The organism is Paenibacillus sp. A3M_27_13, from assembly GCF_024213315.1.
Classification (GTDB): domain Bacteria; phylum Bacillota; class Bacilli; order Paenibacillales; family Paenibacillaceae; genus Paenibacillus; species Paenibacillus polymyxa_B.
The window spans coordinates 246,517-261,862 of record NZ_JANAVE010000001.1 but is presented as its reverse complement, the minus strand read 5'-3'; the positions used below and the strand labels follow the sequence as shown (position 1 = coordinate 261,862).

The following is a 15,346-nucleotide window of genomic DNA, read 5'->3' as shown; positions in this document are numbered from 1 at the left end:
AATGGTAGTAGGAGACGCTTCTCTGGATATTGACACATTGGTTATCGGTGCGGGTCCTGGCGGCTATGTAGCTGCCATCCGTGCCGCACAATTGGGACAAAGCGTATTGATCGTTGACAAATCTGAGCTGGGCGGTGTCTGTCTGAACCGTGGATGTATTCCATCCAAAGCTTTGATCTCTGCAGCTCATCAATACGAAGCAGCTAAACATGGCGAGTCTTTCGGTATTACGGCTGAGAACGTAAAAGTAGACTTTGCTAAAACACAAGAATTCAAAAACGGTGTTGTTAAGAAAATGACAGGCGGCGTAAGTGGCTTGCTCAAAGGCAACAAAGTTGAAGTTTTCAATGGTGAGTGCATGTTCATCAACGAAAACGAAGCGCGTGTATTCAACGAACATGAATCACCACGTTACCGTTTTAAAAATGCAATTATCGCAACAGGTTCCCGTCCAATTGAACTAAAGCCATTCCCATTTGGCGGACGCATTCTGTCTTCTACAGAAGCATTGAACCTGCCTGAAATTCCGAAAAGCCTGATCGTAATCGGTGGTGGATACATTGGTGCAGAGCTTGGACAAATGTACTCCAAATTCGGTTCCAAAGTAACGATCATTGAAGGTATGGATACAGTGCTTCCTGGTTTCGACAAAGATATGACTTCAATCGTTGCGAAAAGCATGAAGAAAACTGGCATCGAAATCTTCACTGGCGCTAAAGCGGAAAGTGCAGAGCAAACAGATAAAGACGTAACAGTGAAATTCTCCGTCAACGGCGAAAGCAAAGAAGTAACTGCTGATTATCTGCTTGTAACTGTTGGACGTCGTCCAAACACTGACGGTGAACTGGGTCTGGATCTGATCGGCCTCGAACTAGATGAGCGCGGAATGGTGAAAGTTGACCACCAAGGACGTACTAGCATTCCTCACATCTTTGCAATCGGCGATATCGTAGCTGGTCTTGCTCTGGCGCACAAAGCTTCTTACGAAGGTAAAGTAGCTGCTGAAGCAATCGCAGGCGAGCCGTCTGTAGTAGATTACAAGTGTATGCCGGCTGTCGTTTTCACAGATCCAGAATGCTCCAGTGTAGGCTACACAGAGACACAAGCCAAAGAAAAAGGCTACAATGTCAAAGTTGGCAAGTTCTCTTATGGAGCAAACGGTCGTGCGGTTTCCCTGAACGCTGCTGAAGGTTTTGTGAAAATCGTAGCTGACGCTGACACAGGTCTGGTACTGGGTACGCAAATCGTAGGTCTGGAAGCTTCCAACCTTATTGCTGAGCTGGGTCTGGCGATTGAAATGGGTGCTACACTCGAAGATATCTCCTTGACTATTCATGCTCACCCTACATTGGGCGAAATCGTTATGGAAGCAGCGGAAGTCGTGCTGGGTCATCCGATTCACGCATTGGCACCACGTCGCTAATACCATTTTTCATTATCTCGTTTTTGGTTTTCATACATGACAAAGAGAGGCAAGGAGCGCTATATCTGCGCTCTTTGTCTCTTTTTTTTCAAGCTTTAGGATTTTCAGGACTACCATGAAAATTCACACAGTACATGGTCAACGAAGCACCGTACATGATAAACTAAATATAGATATTGGTGCAGAAAGAGAATTTTAAAGATTAGAATCTGGCGATGCCAGGTTTTTATTCATGCTCAAAGGAGAGGAATAACGTGCGCAACTATTTGGAACTGCTGGAGGATATTTTAGAGAATGGAGTGAAAAAAGAGGATCGTACAGGGACGGGAACATTATCTGTTTTCGGAAGACAACTCCGTTTTGATCTGGCCAAGGGCTTTCCGTTGGTGACCACCAAAAGAGTACATTTGAAATCCGTTATCCATGAATTGTTGTGGTTTTTGCGAGGAGATACCAATATTTCTTATCTCAAGGAGAACGGAGTTACCATTTGGGATGAATGGGCCGATGAGCAGGGCAATCTGGGGCCTGTATATGGATCGCAATGGCGCTCGTGGGAAACAACAGATGGACAACATATTGACCAAATTTCGAATGTCATTGAGGCTATTAAAAATAATCCGGATTCACGTCGACACATCGTCAGTGCTTGGAATGTGGCTGAAATCGAATCGATGAAGTTGCCGCCATGTCATTTTGTATTTCAGTTCTATGTAGCTGGAGGGAAACTTTCCTGTATGCTAACGATGCGTTCTGTGGATACCTTTTTAGGGTTACCGTTCAATATTGCAAGTTATGCATTGCTAACGCATATGGTTGCACAGCAGTGCGGTTTGGAGCCCGGCGAATTTATTTGGTCAGGCGGCGATGTGCATATTTATTCAAATCATATGCAGCAAGTGCATACGCAGTTGGAACGTGATCCTTATCCGTTGCCTCAGTTGAAAATTCTGCGCAAGCCGGATTCGATTTTTGATTATACCTACGACGATTTTGCTTTTGAAAATTACGAGTATCATCCAGGGATTAAGGCGCCTGTCGCCATCTGATTAGAGGAGGTGGAAAAATGGGCATTTCAATGATATGGGCTATGGCACAAAATGGTGTGATTGGCCGGGATAACAAACTTCCCTGGCGCCTCCCTAGAGACATGGCCTTTTTCAAAGAGCAGACGATTAATAAAACGGTACTCATGGGACGCAAGACGTGGGAATCCTTTGGAGGAAAAAGCCTGCCAAACCGACGTAACGTCGTCTTGACTCGAGATCAGCGCTATCAGGCAGAAGGTGCAGAAGTAATTCATTCACTGGAAGAAGGGCTCCAATTAGCAAAGCAGGAGGAGTTAATGGTCATTGGAGGAGCGGAGATTTATTCACTGTTTTGGCCACATGCTGATCGGCTGATTGTGACTCGGATTGAGGAGACTTTTGAAGGCGATACAACCTTCCCTGAGCTGGGTTGGAACGGCTGGAATATAGTCAGTGAGACCCCGGGTATCAAGGATGACAAAAATCCCTATGAGTATCGTTTTGTTGTTTACGAGAGAACGGAATAAGAATAGACTGTATCCAACCCCACTCATTTGAAAAATTAATAAACCATATAAAAAATCCTTTTGGCTGTTGATGCAGAAAGTTGCATAAGTTTTCATCACTTTTACGCTGTATTGTGATACAATAAATCAAATTCAACGAGAACAGACCCTTTCATAATACAAACAGACAAATTCGAATTTGACTTAAATTCTGAATGGATGATCGGGGTTCATAAGCGAAGAGATGGGGGAACGTAACATGTCTACACCAACTGGATTTATGGAATACACACGGCAGCTTCCTACAGACCGGGACCCGGCAGAGCGTATAAAGGATTGGGAAGAATTCCATAAGCATATGTCCGAAGAAGAGCTGCGTACCCAAGGGGCGCGTTGTATGGACTGCGGAACTCCTTATTGTCATACGGGGATGGATATCATGGGAGCAACTTTAGGCTGCCCGGTTCATAATCTCATTCCGGAATGGAACAATCTCGTATATCGTGGTTTGTGGAAGGAAGCACTAGAGCGGCTGCACAAAACGAATAACTTCCCGGAATTCACAGGTCGTGTCTGTCCTGCGCCATGTGAAGGTTCGTGTACAGTCGGCCTGATCGGACAGTCTGTTACAATTAAAACCATTGAGGAAGCTATTATCGAAAAAGGCTTTGAGGAAGGTTGGGTCGTTCCTAATCCGCCAGAAAAGCGTACAGGCAAACGTGTGGCTGTTGTTGGTTCGGGTCCGGCAGGTTTGGCTGCAGCTGCTCAGCTTAACAAAGCAGGGCACAGCGTGACTGTGTATGAGCGTGCGGACCGTGTGGGTGGATTATTGATGTATGGAATACCGTCTATGAAATTGGATAAGAAGGTTGTTCAGCGGCGTGTGGATTTGCTAGAGGCTGAAGGTATTCAATTCATCACAAATACGGAAATCGGCAAAGATATCCCTACCGATCAGTTGATTGCTGAATATGATGCGGTTGTCCTATGCGGTGGTTCTACGAAGCCAAGAGAATTCAACATTGAAGGTAGCGATTTGAAGGGTGTTCATTATGCGATGGACTATCTGAATGGTACCATCAAAAGTTACTTGGATTCCAACCTGGAAGATGGCAACTATTTGTCCTCCCAAGGTAAAGACGTTATTGTAATCGGTGGTGGTGATACGGGTTCAGACTGTGTAGCTACTTCTTTGCGTCATGGTTGTCGGAGTGTCACTCAATTTGGTACTCACACCAAAGCGCCTATGGAGCGTGACCCGATTGCCAATCCTTGGCCACAATTTCCAAACGTGTATTCTCTCGATTATGCACAGGAAGAAGCGAAGGCGCTGTTCGGAGAAGATCCGCGTGAGTTCTCCATCATGACGACCAAATTTGTAGGTGATGAGAACGGTAATTTGAAAGAGCTACACACCATTCAAATTCAACGGATTGTTGATGAAACGGGCCGCAAAATCTATCAACCGATTCCAGGTACGGAGCGCATATTCCCTGCACAAATTGCTCTTATTGCCATTGGATTTGATGGTCCTGAGCAAACGATTGTAGAGCAAATTGGTTTGGAGACGGATCGTCGCTCCAACGTTAAAGCACGTTATGGAAAATATGTTACCAATGTAGATAAGGTTTTTGCTGCAGGTGATATGCGTCGCGGACAAAGTCTTGTCGTGTGGGCTATTAATGAAGGTCGCGAAGCTGCACGAGAGGTTGATAAATACCTCATGGGCGCTACCGTTTTGGTGTAATTATAAATTTTATGTTACGGATCAGTCAAAGCTCCATCTTCGGATGGGGTTTTATTGTATTTCAAGCTGAGTGTCTCAGAAGTGAAAGATGAATAAATGTTTATTGGTCTACAATATTTTTCTCAATTAATTTTCTATGGTGGTATGTAAAGTATTGTGAAATGTATGTTATATAATATGACTTTTATTCAGTTGTGTAATCATATATCTCTTATATAAAATGATCATAACATAAAAAAGAGTGTTTAGTGTAGCTTTTTTATAGAAAAAAGAATTAATTCACAAGAAAATTAGATAAAATCCGATATTTATGTAATATAAACTAACATATACATAACTTTTATTGACTGTTTAAAATCATGACCTGAGAGAAGCATGGCATCTATGGTATAATACACGTATATTGTTGAAGCGTTTGACTAAATGAATTTACAAAGGAGCTTTCATCGGGAGAAGGCTCCTTTTGCATGAGGCCAGGATACCTGTGTTTTCATTAACATTCCATGTATATGTATGATTCATGGAGGAGAAACAGAAGGCCGTCAGGAAGGAATGGAGTATGAATGAAGACGTTGATTATTGCTGAGAAACCAGATATGGGACGGACGATTGCCGCTGTTATGGAGCCGCGGGCTAAAAATAACCGTACCTATTTGGAAGGTGAGAAATACATTGTAACCTGGGCGATCGGACATTTGTTGGGTTTGGCTGAGCCGGATGCATACGATGATAAGTACAAACGATGGAATATTAAGGATCTTCCTATTATCCCTGAGCAGTTCAAAATTGTACCGAATCCGAAAACAAAAGATCAGCTGAAAATGATTGGTGAACTGGCTAAACGCTGCAATGCTATCGTAAATGCTTGTGATGCTGGACGGGAAGGGCAATATATTTTTGCGTTGATTCAGCAGCAATTGAAGTTGCATCAGCCAGTTAAGCGGCTGTGGATTTCAGATTTGACAGCGGAAAGTATTGCGACAGGCTTTGAACGATTGCGAGATGCTTCGGAGTTTGAATTTCTGACTCAAGCTGCGAGGGCACGAAGTGAAGCGGACTGGCTGATCGGAATGAATGCTTCCAGAGCGTTCACAACACGACATAATACACTGCTGTCAGTAGGACGGGTGCAGACTCCCGTGCTGGCACTGATTCATGACCGGGAAAAGGAAATTGAGGCATTTCAGTCTCAAACCTTCTATGATGTGTGGGCTGAATTTAAGCAAGAACAGATCAAGTACAAAGGTGCGTGGCAGGGGGATCGGTTGACGAAGCCAGAGGAAGCTGAGGCGATCGCTGCGGCCGTTCGTGGAAAAACAGGTAAAATCATCAAATATGATACTAAGCAGACAAAAGAGTATCCTTTTAAATTGTACGATTTAACGCTGCTTCAACGCGAGGCGAATGCCAAGTACGGTTATTCGGCCAAAAAAACACTGGATGTGGCACAAGCGCTTTATGAGCGTCACAAGGTCATTTCCTATCCGCGTACCAATTCTAACTATGTGACAGAGCAAAATATAGACGGCATGCACAAGGCACTACGGATGCTGGGGACAGGTCCTTATGCTGATCTGGTACAACAAGCCAACCCCAATTTGGTCCATAAACAGAATAAATCGGTCTGCAATCCATCTCGTGTTGAGGATCACCATGCTATTCTGCCGACGTTAAAAAGGCCAGGAACGCTAAGCAAGGAGGAGCAAAATGTATATGACCTGGTTATTCGCAGGTTTTTATCACATTTTTTCCCGCCTGCTGAATATAAAATGCATACCGTAATGACGCAGGTGGACAAGCATCTGTTTAAAACAAATATCAAAGAGCTTCTTTCCTTGGGTTGGAAAGTAGTTTTAAGTAAGGTTGATCAGGATAAAGGTAAAAAGAGCAAATCACCGAAAAAAGAGGATGAAGAGGAAACGGACGAGTGGACGGATAAGAAGTTTGAGATTGATGCGGGGCGTCCCGTGGATTGTGTTCGGGCCGAGATGAAAGAAAAGGCGACTCAGCCCCCTAAAAGCTACACGGAGGGTACATTGCTTAAGGCGATGGAAAGCGCGGGCAAACAGATGGAGAATGAGGAATTGCGTGAGGTCATGAAGGACGCCGGTTTAGGCACACCTGCGACGCGGGCCGCCACAATTGAACGATTGAAAAAGGTTGGCTATATTGAAATGAAGGGCAAAAAGATTCTTATTACGGAAAAGGGAAAGATGGCTATTGACCTGATCCGTCATGCTGGGGTTGATCTATTAGCCTCGCCGGAGATGACTGGTCAATGGGAACGTCGTCTACACCAAATTTCCAAAGGAGAGGCGGCTCAAGAGAAGTTTATGGATAACGTTAAAAGATTTACGTTGTCCATCATTGACAAGGTGAGGCAGCAGCCACCGGCTCCGGCAAATGCCTTTGGCGAGGAAGCAAGGGGAAAGCGTGCAGCTGGAAAAGAAGGCGCACGTAATGCACGCGCGAGTGGAGGCACCGCCGCTAAAGGGGTGGGGCGTGCTACATCAGGACGCGGTGGAAGCGCAACGCTGGAGCAGGCAGCAGCACCAGCAAGTCGTGCTGCGGGAACAGCGGGTTCCGCTGCACGCAGCTCCTCCGAAGGAGCCTCAGGCTTTTCGGTGAGCCAAAGGCAAGCTTTGGGTAGCTGCCCACGCTCTAATTGCGGCGGAAGCATTATAGAAGGCCGCAAAGGGTATGGGTGCAGCCACTACAAGCAGGGTTGTGGCTTTGTCGTCTGGAAGGAATATGCTGGAAAGCAGATTACCGGAACGATGCTCAAATCTCTGTTGACGAAGGGACAGACGCAATTGTTGTCTTTTAAGCGTAAAGATGGATCGACCGTCAAAGCGCGAATTGTTCTGAATGAACCAGGTACAGGACAACTTAGCGTTCGAGAGGAATCCTGAGACAGGGTTTAGACCACCATTTTGGCTGAATCAAAGGTTGAATAACATTTTAAAAACAAAAAAGGGACCCTATCCGAGGGTCCTTTTTTGTTGATGCAATTGTATGCTTTCGTGGATAACTCGTGGTACTTCCGTTAGCTTCTGTATCGTATACATCACGGAGTTCACGTTTTTTTGCAATTCAACCATATTGTAAATCCATTCCTTAGGCTGCTTGAGATACACAGCATGAATACCTGCGGCAAGGGCTGGAGATACATCAGTGCGCAGAGAATTCCCGATCATCCAGGTGATGCTTCGGTCCAAGCCATTCATCTGGATGATTTCTTCCAGTGCTTCGACATTTTTATGCTGGCGAATGTAGATGCGCTCATTAAAGTAGGTAGCCAGTTTCATTTGTTCAATCTTTCTTTCTTGAATGATCTGCTCACCCCCAGTATAAAGATGGAGGGAATGCCCTGCTTTTTGGAGGGAGTTCAACGTTTCGACCATGCCTGGATACGGTTCGATTTCCTGTTCGTACACACTTCGGCCAAGAGAGCGAAGCTCCTGCTCTTCCCGAAAATCGAGACGGCGTCCGAATTGTTCCGAGAAAAATTGATACGTATCTATCAGAGATTGTGGAAAATGCTCGCTGGCAAAGCCCACTTGATGAACTCCAGCCACATCAATTTCGATTTGTTTTTCACGAATCGTATTTTTCGTTAGATTATGAGTTGCAAACCATTCCTGAAGCAAATCGAAAAAGTGGTTGAGGATAAGGTCAAAATACTTGTTGCAGTGGACTAAGGTGTCATCAAGATCAAATAAAATGTGCTGCTTCGGATACGACATGATGCATACTCCTTCCAAGCCAAAGCTTTAACGCTGCTTTGGTTATAACTAAAAGTACAATTCAAATTACAATCCAATATAGGATTCCAAAAATACCTGTAAATCAGCCGCGCCATCGGGACGGATGCTGAATTTTTCCTTATGATAACGTCCGATGTGAATACGGAGCAGACCAGCCACTCGTAAAATCATCATATCAGACATGAGTGTATCTTCCAAACGGCTCAAATCATGGCGCATATCTTCGAGAGACTTAGGACCTTGAGCTACATAACGCAGAATTCGCAGCCGCTGCGGATCATTGACCGCACGAGTGAGCCGTAGCAGAAGCGTAGGCGGTTCTTCCTCGCTCTCCTCGGGAATATCTACCGGATACTGGATCAGCAGTGTGCGGGTATAAAAACAGTATGAATTAATCGGGCGATTATGGACAACCGGAAATAGGACTACTGTATCCAGGTCTTCCATGTGTGGCACGACTAGTCCAGCTGTCGCATACTCAACCAGCGCTTCTGGTTCCATTTTACTCAGTAGCATGCGCTTTTCCGCAGCGTCTTCTTCTGCCAACACACGTAGTTCGCCTTCCAAGGCTCGAAAATAATCACGATCCCACAATCTGAGGAGTGGTGCGTATACCTTACGAATGCGTAAAGATTCTTCAAAGGTTAAAAAAGGGATATGCGGAACGAGCAGCTCAAACATATCTTTATCCGGACCGTGGTCCAAATAAGAGATATAATCAGATATTTCATCCGATTCCGGTCGAAGTAACGCCCAGGCATAGAGTGCGTCATAATCGCTAAAAGGGCAATCCTGAGCTGTAGCAAGCTCAGTACGAACTTCATGTTGTAGTCGTGCATCCACCTTGTCGATCCATTCATGGCCCAAGTCCATATCTTGGACCCACTTTTTAGTCACATAGGCCATGAAGCTGCCGAGCAATTCATAAATTGGAGAAGTGTCTATTTTAATTTGATAACTCATGGAACCCAATGCCTCCTATTCTGTCTTCTAGCCCAGAGCGGTGAACGTAATTAAGCCCGTCCATAAGCAAAACATGAGCATTTTAATAATTGCTCACTTATTTATTATGGCTTGTTCTGCCAGGGATTGTCCACTATAATATGAAATAGTGCGTTGTGACGTGAATGGGTTCGGATTGAACATACGAGGCTCCTTAACCAAAGGAGTTGGATACATACCAGACAAGCTCTTTCCGTAAAATCGTCATCTCAGATGGCGATTTTTTTCTTCTATTCTTTAATACACTAATTACACCTGAATTTGTATGTGTTTGTCGGTTTTGCAGGACGGTATGGAATACATAGTGATAAGAATTATTATTGATTATGGAATCAAATGCAAATCATTTCTTAACATTGATTTTAATTATTTTATTTGTTCGATCAGGAGGAGCTAGGATGTCGTCGTCGTTACGGGTTCATTATTTTATTTTAATTGCTGTTATTATTGTTGCTGGATTATGCCAAGGTTTATTATTACCTATTCTGTCTATCTCGTTGGAACAAATGGGAGTTTCATCTTCACTAAACGGAATGAATGCGGCTGCCCTGTATATTGGCTCATTCGCAATGACGTTGGTGGCAGAACGGACATTGGGCTTGTTGGGGTTCAAAAAGCTGATGGCCGGAGGGCTTGTGCTAGTGCTCATTACGCTGCTGCTGTTCCCGCTAATCCCTGATATTCGGGTATGGTTCGTACTGCGTCTGCTAGTAGGTATTGGTGACAGTGCACTGCACTACTCTGCGCAGCTATGGATATTGCTGGTGACTCCAGCAGAGAAGCGAGGCCGCAACATTTCCTTTTATGGTATGTCATACGGTCTGGGTTTTGCATTAGGACCATTGGGATTATGGCTACTCGATTATGGAATGCTGGTTCCATTCGCTGCGTTGGCCTTATTGTGCTTGCTTGTCTTGCTGTTGGTGTTAATTAAGCTGCCGGACTCCAGACCGGAGAAGTTGGAGTCCGAGGCACGTCCCACTCAAAGATTTCGTCGCAGTTACAGCTGGGCATGGTACGCTCTTTTGCCAGCATTTCTATACGGCTATATGGAAGCGAGCCTGAACAGTAACTTTCCAGTCTATGGCCTACGTATTGGCTTTCATACCGATGAAATCGCCGTCTTGCTACCGTTCGTCAGTTTGGGAGGGTTAGTGCTGCAGCTACCGCTAGGGATATTGAGTGACCGTTGGGGACGTAAAAAGGTGCTAATGAGCGTAGGTATAGCAGGGGGAATGACCTTTATGTTGCTACCATGGAGCGGTAATCATTTTATGTTCACTTTGATATTGCTGACCCTAGCAGGTGGTTTAGTAGGCTCCTTTTTCTCCCTCGGTTTGGCCTATGCCGCTGATCTGCTGCCCAAATCATTTTTAGCAGCCGCTAATGTACTGGCATCCTTTCACTTTAATCTGGGAAGTGTGATCGGACCTAATATTAGCGGAGGATTGCTGGACTATGGAACTCAAGGCAGCATGTTTCTTGTCCTTGGAGGTAGTTACGTTGTTTTCGGATTGTTAGGTCTGTTTTCCAGAAAAAGAGTACCGGCGGTTTAAAACTGCGGTTTGCATGGTATTTGTTTCACATTTACTATAAAATATAAACAGTATTGATGGCGCGCAAAGGGGAATCACTTAGATGATTAAAATTCGGAAGCTGACCAAGCAAGTGGGGCCTGAACGGACCCAGCTACTTCGAGGAATTGATGCTGAAATTCATCAGGGCGAATTCATTGCCATAGTAGGGCCAAGTGGAAGCGGCAAAACGACGTTGCTTCGCTGTCTTGCTTTACTAGAGCCATGGGATGAAGGCAGTTTAATTGTAGGTGGCAATGATGTGCTGAAATCCGGGTGGACGGGCAAGATGAAAATAAAGCGGGAATGGGCATACCTGGAGCAAAACCCGCATCTAAATATGAATCGAACCGCTCTTAAAAATGTGCTCATTGGCAGATCCGGTCAAACTCCAATGTGGAGAATGGTGACCGGTATGGTGCGTTCCGACGATTACATGGGAGCGATGGACGTACTGGAAGATCTGGGTCTGCTGGATAAGGCGCATGATAAATGCGACAAGCTCAGCGGTGGCGAGCGGCAGCGGGTAGCGACTGCGCGTGCTCTCGTGCACGGAGCCAAAGTTATTTTAGCTGATGAGCCTGTAAATGGACTTGATCCAGCTTCGGCAGCGCATGTATTGGAGACCTTTCGCAAGCTGTGTTCTGACGAGCGGGTGACGATCATTACTGTATTGCCGCTGGAAATGGCTGAACGCTTTGCTTCCCGTATATGGGGGTTGAATGATGGTGAATTGGTGTTTGATATTCAGGGAAGACGATTGACACAAGCAGAAAAGAACAAATTGTGAAGGGGACGGCAAGAGAAGTGAAAATAATGCTGTTGAGAATGGTAGCTGGCTGCTGTTCCTTGCTGCTCCTTGCTGGATTTTTAAGCGGCTGTAATGTTATTAGCGATCCCATTTCGCTGATGGAGACACCGACGATGTCTGACGAGAAACAGCAGTTGAATGGTGCAGTGAATACGCAACTAGGGGCGGTACAGCCTTTAAGACCGAATGACCCAGATGACCCGACGCCAATTCGGACGGGTGATCTGAACAATGATGGCACAGACGAAGCAGTGCTCTTTTATGAAACGCCAGATGAGAGCGTAAAAATACATGGTGCCTTGTTTGAAGATCAGGGCGGAACGTGGGTAAAGAAGCTAACGTTTGATGGGGAAGGCACTGTGCTAGAGTCATTTAAGCTCGTGGATTTAACGAATGATGGAACACTCGATATTGTAGCGGGTTTTTCCAGTGGAGATAGTGGCGATGGCGGGGATCAGAAGGGACTCATCGTGTATTCCTATACCGGAGGAACTCTGGAGAAAATATATGCTACAGGCTATACGGACTTCGTCGTAGATGATTTTAACCATAACAAGATGGACTTGAACGGGGATAATTTGAATGATTTGACGATTATCACGCTGCGACGTAATGAATTCTTTACAGTTAAAACATTTCAATTCAGTGGGGGAACCTTTAAGGAAATCGGATCGTTGGATTTGGACAGTCAGGTCTTAGGTGTCTATAATGTCGTTGCTGGCAAGGTAGCCGAGGGTAGGCAGGGGATTGTTATAGATACCAAAATTGCCCAGACCACTACCGTCTCCAATGTCATTGTGATGGATCACGGCAAGCTCAGGAAGCTTAATCTTATGGATGTCACCTTCAAGGATGCGACCATCGCCAGTGGTGATGTGGATGGTGACGGTATTCTGGAATTTGGTAATTTGGAGAAGCCAAAAGGTTGGAGTAACAAGCCGCTGGATGAGGTTCCATATTTTGTGTCGTTCTATCAGTGGGACGGGGCGAAAGGGACGATTTTTAAGCAGCAGCAGTATCGTGATTCTAATGAACAGGTCTACTTCAGATTACCGAAAGAGCTGCATGGCAAGGTGACGATTGATCCGAAAGTTTCGAAGAAGGACAGCTATTTGCGCTTCATTTTGGATGATACAGACAAAACGATAGCGGAAATTAAATTTTTCTCGTTGTCACAATGGGAGCGAAACAACGAAGGGTATAGCCAACTGTGGCGAACGAATGCGCAGGTCATTGGCATTAAGCGATCCAGTGAGCTGGAACCGCGTAAAACCATAAAAAACAAGATGGGGGAAAGGCAGGTAGAGTAGAGTGAGTAAAGTTTTAATCATGGAAGACGAGGAATCCATTCGCAGTTTTATTGTCATTAACTTGAAACGTAACGGTTTTGAGGTGCTGGAGGCGTCGGAAGGGCATGAGGCTCTGAATATTTTGAACACGGTGCGGGATATTGATATTGCACTGCTTGACGTAATGGTACCCGGTATGGATGGTTTTGAAGTCTGTCGGAGAATCCGGGAAACGAATGAGCGCATCGGCATTATTTTTCTCACAGCGAAGGTACAGGAGCAGGATAAGGTGTATGCCTTGTCTGTAGGGGCCGATGACCATGTGAGTAAACCTTTTAGCCCGACGGAGCTGATTGCACGGATTCAATCGTTATTGCGTCGGGTGAATGTACATCGTGAAACAGCAGCCAAAGTGTCCTTCCAGTCTGGACCGTTTACGCTAGATTTGATTGCTAAGCAATTTAAGAAGAGCGGGCAGCTGATCGAGTTGACACCGACTGAGTTTTCCCTGATTCAATTTTTTCTCGAAAAAGAAAACACGCCGCTCAGCCGAGATGTTCTACTTGATCACGTATGGGGCAAGGAATATATGGGCGATCCGAAAATTGTGGATGTGAACATCCGACGTTTGCGGCAGAAAATTGAAAACAATCCATCTGAGCCAGCTTTTTTACAAACAGTGTGGGGACATGGATATAAATGGAAAGGTCAGTCTCAATGATCAAAAAGGGGATTCGCCGACAGATTGTGCTTCACTATTTTTTCGTAGTGTTCTTGGCGCTTCTGTTAGTAGAAGTCATTTTTATGTTTGCACTCCGGTCGTACTATTACGATTCCATTTACAAACATATCGAAAGCCGTATCGAATCGGTAAGTGAATTTGCACCCAAATTCAAAGAGCCGGAACAGTCTTTGCAATCGTATTTGTTAAATACATTTTCTCTGCCCTTCACTGAACTGCAGTTGCTTGATGAACAGGGAAATGTAATTGATAACTCGACTAATTTTGCAGCAGATCTAAGTGTGCAAACAAGTGATGTGACACAAGCATTAGCTGGAGATACGGGCAAATGGATCGGAAAGCAACCGAGTACGGGGCAGCAGGTGATGGCGGTATCTCAAAAACTGGACAATATCGTCGGAGACCAGGTGTATGTTATTCGGTATACGACTTCGCTGGAATTGGTAAATGATAAGTTGTTTACGATTACGCTGTTTTCTCTTGGCATCATGGCAGCTGTACTGGTTATTGTATTTGTGGTCAGTACAGGGCTCGCGAATTCCATTGTTAGACCAATTAATAATATCCGCGATGTATCTGCTCAGATGGCTCAGGGGAGGTTTGATGCACGCATTGAAGGCGATTATCGCTATGAGTTGGGTGAACTGGCTTCGACTCTGAACTATATGGCACAGGAAATTGTCAGAACAAATCAAATCAAGGATGATTTTATATCATCCATATCTCATGAATTGCGTACTCCGCTTACATCTATTAAAGGTTGGAGTGAAACGTTAAATTCTGGCGGTTATGACCCGGAAGAGACGAAAATCGGGATGAAGATTATTTCTAAAGAGACGGATCGACTGATTGGCTTGGTGGAGGAAATCCTCGATTTTTCCAAGCTGGAGCAGAATGCCATGAAGCTTGTGATGGGAACGGTGGATCTACGGGAGCTTTTGCAGGAAATTATGCTGAACGTATGGGCCAAAGCAGAAATGAAGCAGATAAAACTTCAGCTGGATTCGGAGGAAACGGCATATCTCGTCCATGGAGACGGTAACCGTCTAAAACAGGTGTTTTTGAACATTGTGGACAATGCTATCAAGTTTTCGCATGAAAGCTCAATTATTTTCCTGTCTCTACAACGGATTGATGGCAATATCGAGATATCCGTACAAGATACAGGGATTGGAATTAGTGCTGAAAATCTTGCCAGAGTCAGAGACCGCTTTTTCCAGGTAGACCACCAAAACGGTGGTACTGGACTGGGATTGGCAATCTCGCAACAGTTTATCGAGCGTCATCATGGTCAGATGCTCATCAGAAGTGAACTGGGGGCTGGAACTACGATTACGGTTTCATTACCTGCTCTGCAAGCAGAACAATCCGTGGAACCATCACAACTTACTGAAGGACAGATTTAAAGCCTACTTATAGGTGTAATTAGAAAAACAGCCAGTCCTCTCAATCGGGAG

12 protein-coding genes are annotated in these 15,346 nt (G+C 45.0%); 10 read left to right on the top strand and 2 right to left on the bottom strand.

Annotated elements, in window-relative coordinates; translation table 11 throughout:
* Window position 1 precedes the first annotated feature (1 nt).
* From lpdA to NLX82_RS01100, 5 genes are all read left to right on the top strand, one after another.
* The gene (lpdA, locus tag NLX82_RS01120; protein ID WP_023988970.1) at window positions 2–1,423 is read left to right on the top strand and encodes a dihydrolipoyl dehydrogenase; all 1,422 of its coding nucleotides are present in this window, start codon (window positions 2–4) and stop codon (window positions 1,421–1,423) included.
* A 254-nt stretch (window positions 1,424–1,677) separates the two neighbouring features.
* Entirely contained in the window at window positions 1,678–2,472 is a 795-nt protein-coding gene (gene thyA / locus NLX82_RS01115) for a thymidylate synthase (RefSeq protein WP_023988969.1), read from the top strand.
* Window positions 2,473–2,489: 17 nt separating this feature from the next.
* A complete protein-coding gene (locus NLX82_RS01110) occupies window positions 2,490–2,978 on the top strand; it encodes a dihydrofolate reductase (RefSeq protein WP_023988968.1) in 489 nt (162 codons plus the stop codon).
* Window positions 2,979–3,216: 238 nt separating this feature from the next.
* Entirely contained in the window at window positions 3,217–4,704 is a 1,488-nt protein-coding gene (locus NLX82_RS01105; RefSeq protein WP_023988967.1) for a glutamate synthase subunit beta, read from the top strand.
* A 563-nt stretch (window positions 4,705–5,267) separates the two neighbouring features.
* Window positions 5,268–7,616 carry a type IA DNA topoisomerase gene (locus NLX82_RS01100; protein ID WP_076159555.1) on the top strand — a complete coding sequence of 783 codons (2,349 nt, stop codon included), beginning with the start codon at window positions 5,268–5,270 and terminating at the stop codon, window positions 7,614–7,616.
* Window positions 7,617–7,685: 69 nt separating this feature from the next.
* Here NLX82_RS01100 and NLX82_RS01095 read toward each other — a convergent pair whose 3' ends face one another.
* Window positions 7,686–8,450 carry an HAD family hydrolase gene (locus NLX82_RS01095; protein WP_068942617.1) on the bottom strand — a complete coding sequence of 255 codons (765 nt, stop codon included), beginning with the start codon at window positions 8,448–8,450 and terminating at the stop codon, window positions 7,686–7,688.
* Between the two features lie 66 nt (window positions 8,451–8,516).
* Window positions 8,517–9,434, bottom strand: coding sequence for a hypothetical protein (locus NLX82_RS01090; RefSeq protein WP_025722652.1), 918 nt, complete (start codon window positions 9,432–9,434; stop codon window positions 8,517–8,519).
* A gap of 437 nt (window positions 9,435–9,871) precedes the next feature.
* On the opposite strand from NLX82_RS01090, the gene NLX82_RS01085 reads away from it, so the two are divergent.
* The 5 genes from NLX82_RS01085 to NLX82_RS01065 all read left to right on the top strand — a co-directional run bounded on the left by NLX82_RS01085 (window position 9,872) and on the right by NLX82_RS01065 (window position 15,295).
* On the top strand, window positions 9,872–11,029 hold the full coding sequence (locus NLX82_RS01085) for an MFS transporter (protein ID WP_071558664.1): 1,158 nt from the start codon (window positions 9,872–9,874) through the stop codon (window positions 11,027–11,029).
* A gap of 82 nt (window positions 11,030–11,111) precedes the next feature.
* Window positions 11,112–11,837, top strand: a complete 726-nt coding sequence (locus tag NLX82_RS01080; protein ID WP_023988962.1) for a phosphonate ABC transporter ATP-binding protein — start codon at window positions 11,112–11,114, stop codon at window positions 11,835–11,837.
* Complete coding sequence (locus NLX82_RS01075) at window positions 11,834–13,168, top strand: hypothetical protein (RefSeq protein ID WP_023988961.1); 1,335 nt, start codon at window positions 11,834–11,836, stop codon at window positions 13,166–13,168. Before NLX82_RS01080 ends, NLX82_RS01075 begins: the two co-directional genes overlap by 4 nt.
* Before the next feature lies 1 nt (window position 13,169).
* Window positions 13,170–13,868, top strand: coding sequence for a response regulator transcription factor (locus NLX82_RS01070; protein WP_023988960.1), 699 nt, complete (start codon window positions 13,170–13,172; stop codon window positions 13,866–13,868).
* Complete coding sequence (locus tag NLX82_RS01065; protein ID WP_023988959.1) at window positions 13,865–15,295, top strand: sensor histidine kinase; 1,431 nt, start codon at window positions 13,865–13,867, stop codon at window positions 15,293–15,295. The genes NLX82_RS01070 and NLX82_RS01065 overlap by 4 nt, the downstream gene beginning before the upstream one ends.
* The last annotated feature ends 51 nt before the right edge of the window (window positions 15,296–15,346 follow it).

Bases quoted from the DNA above. Each gene is read 5' to 3' on its own strand.
- lpdA (WP_023988970.1), top strand. From the start codon at position 2: ATGGTAGTAGGAGACGCTTCTCTGGATATTGACACATTGGTTATCGGT.
- NLX82_RS01110 (WP_023988968.1), top strand. From the start codon at position 2,490: ATGGGCATTTCAATGATATGGGCTATGGCACAAAATGGTGTGATTGGC.
- NLX82_RS01105 (WP_023988967.1), top strand. From the start codon at position 3,217: ATGTCTACACCAACTGGATTTATGGAATACACACGGCAGCTTCCTACA.
- NLX82_RS01100 (WP_076159555.1), top strand. From the start codon at position 5,268: ATGAAGACGTTGATTATTGCTGAGAAACCAGATATGGGACGGACGATT.
- NLX82_RS01095 (WP_068942617.1), bottom strand. From the start codon at position 8,450: ATGTCGTATCCGAAGCAGCACATTTTATTTGATCTTGATGACACCTTA.
- NLX82_RS01090 (WP_025722652.1), bottom strand. From the start codon at position 9,434: ATGAGTTATCAAATTAAAATAGACACTTCTCCAATTTATGAATTGCTC.
- NLX82_RS01085 (WP_071558664.1), top strand. From the start codon at position 9,872: ATGTCGTCGTCGTTACGGGTTCATTATTTTATTTTAATTGCTGTTATT.
- NLX82_RS01080 (WP_023988962.1), top strand. From the start codon at position 11,112: ATGATTAAAATTCGGAAGCTGACCAAGCAAGTGGGGCCTGAACGGACC.
- NLX82_RS01065 (WP_023988959.1), top strand. From the start codon at position 13,865: ATGATCAAAAAGGGGATTCGCCGACAGATTGTGCTTCACTATTTTTTC.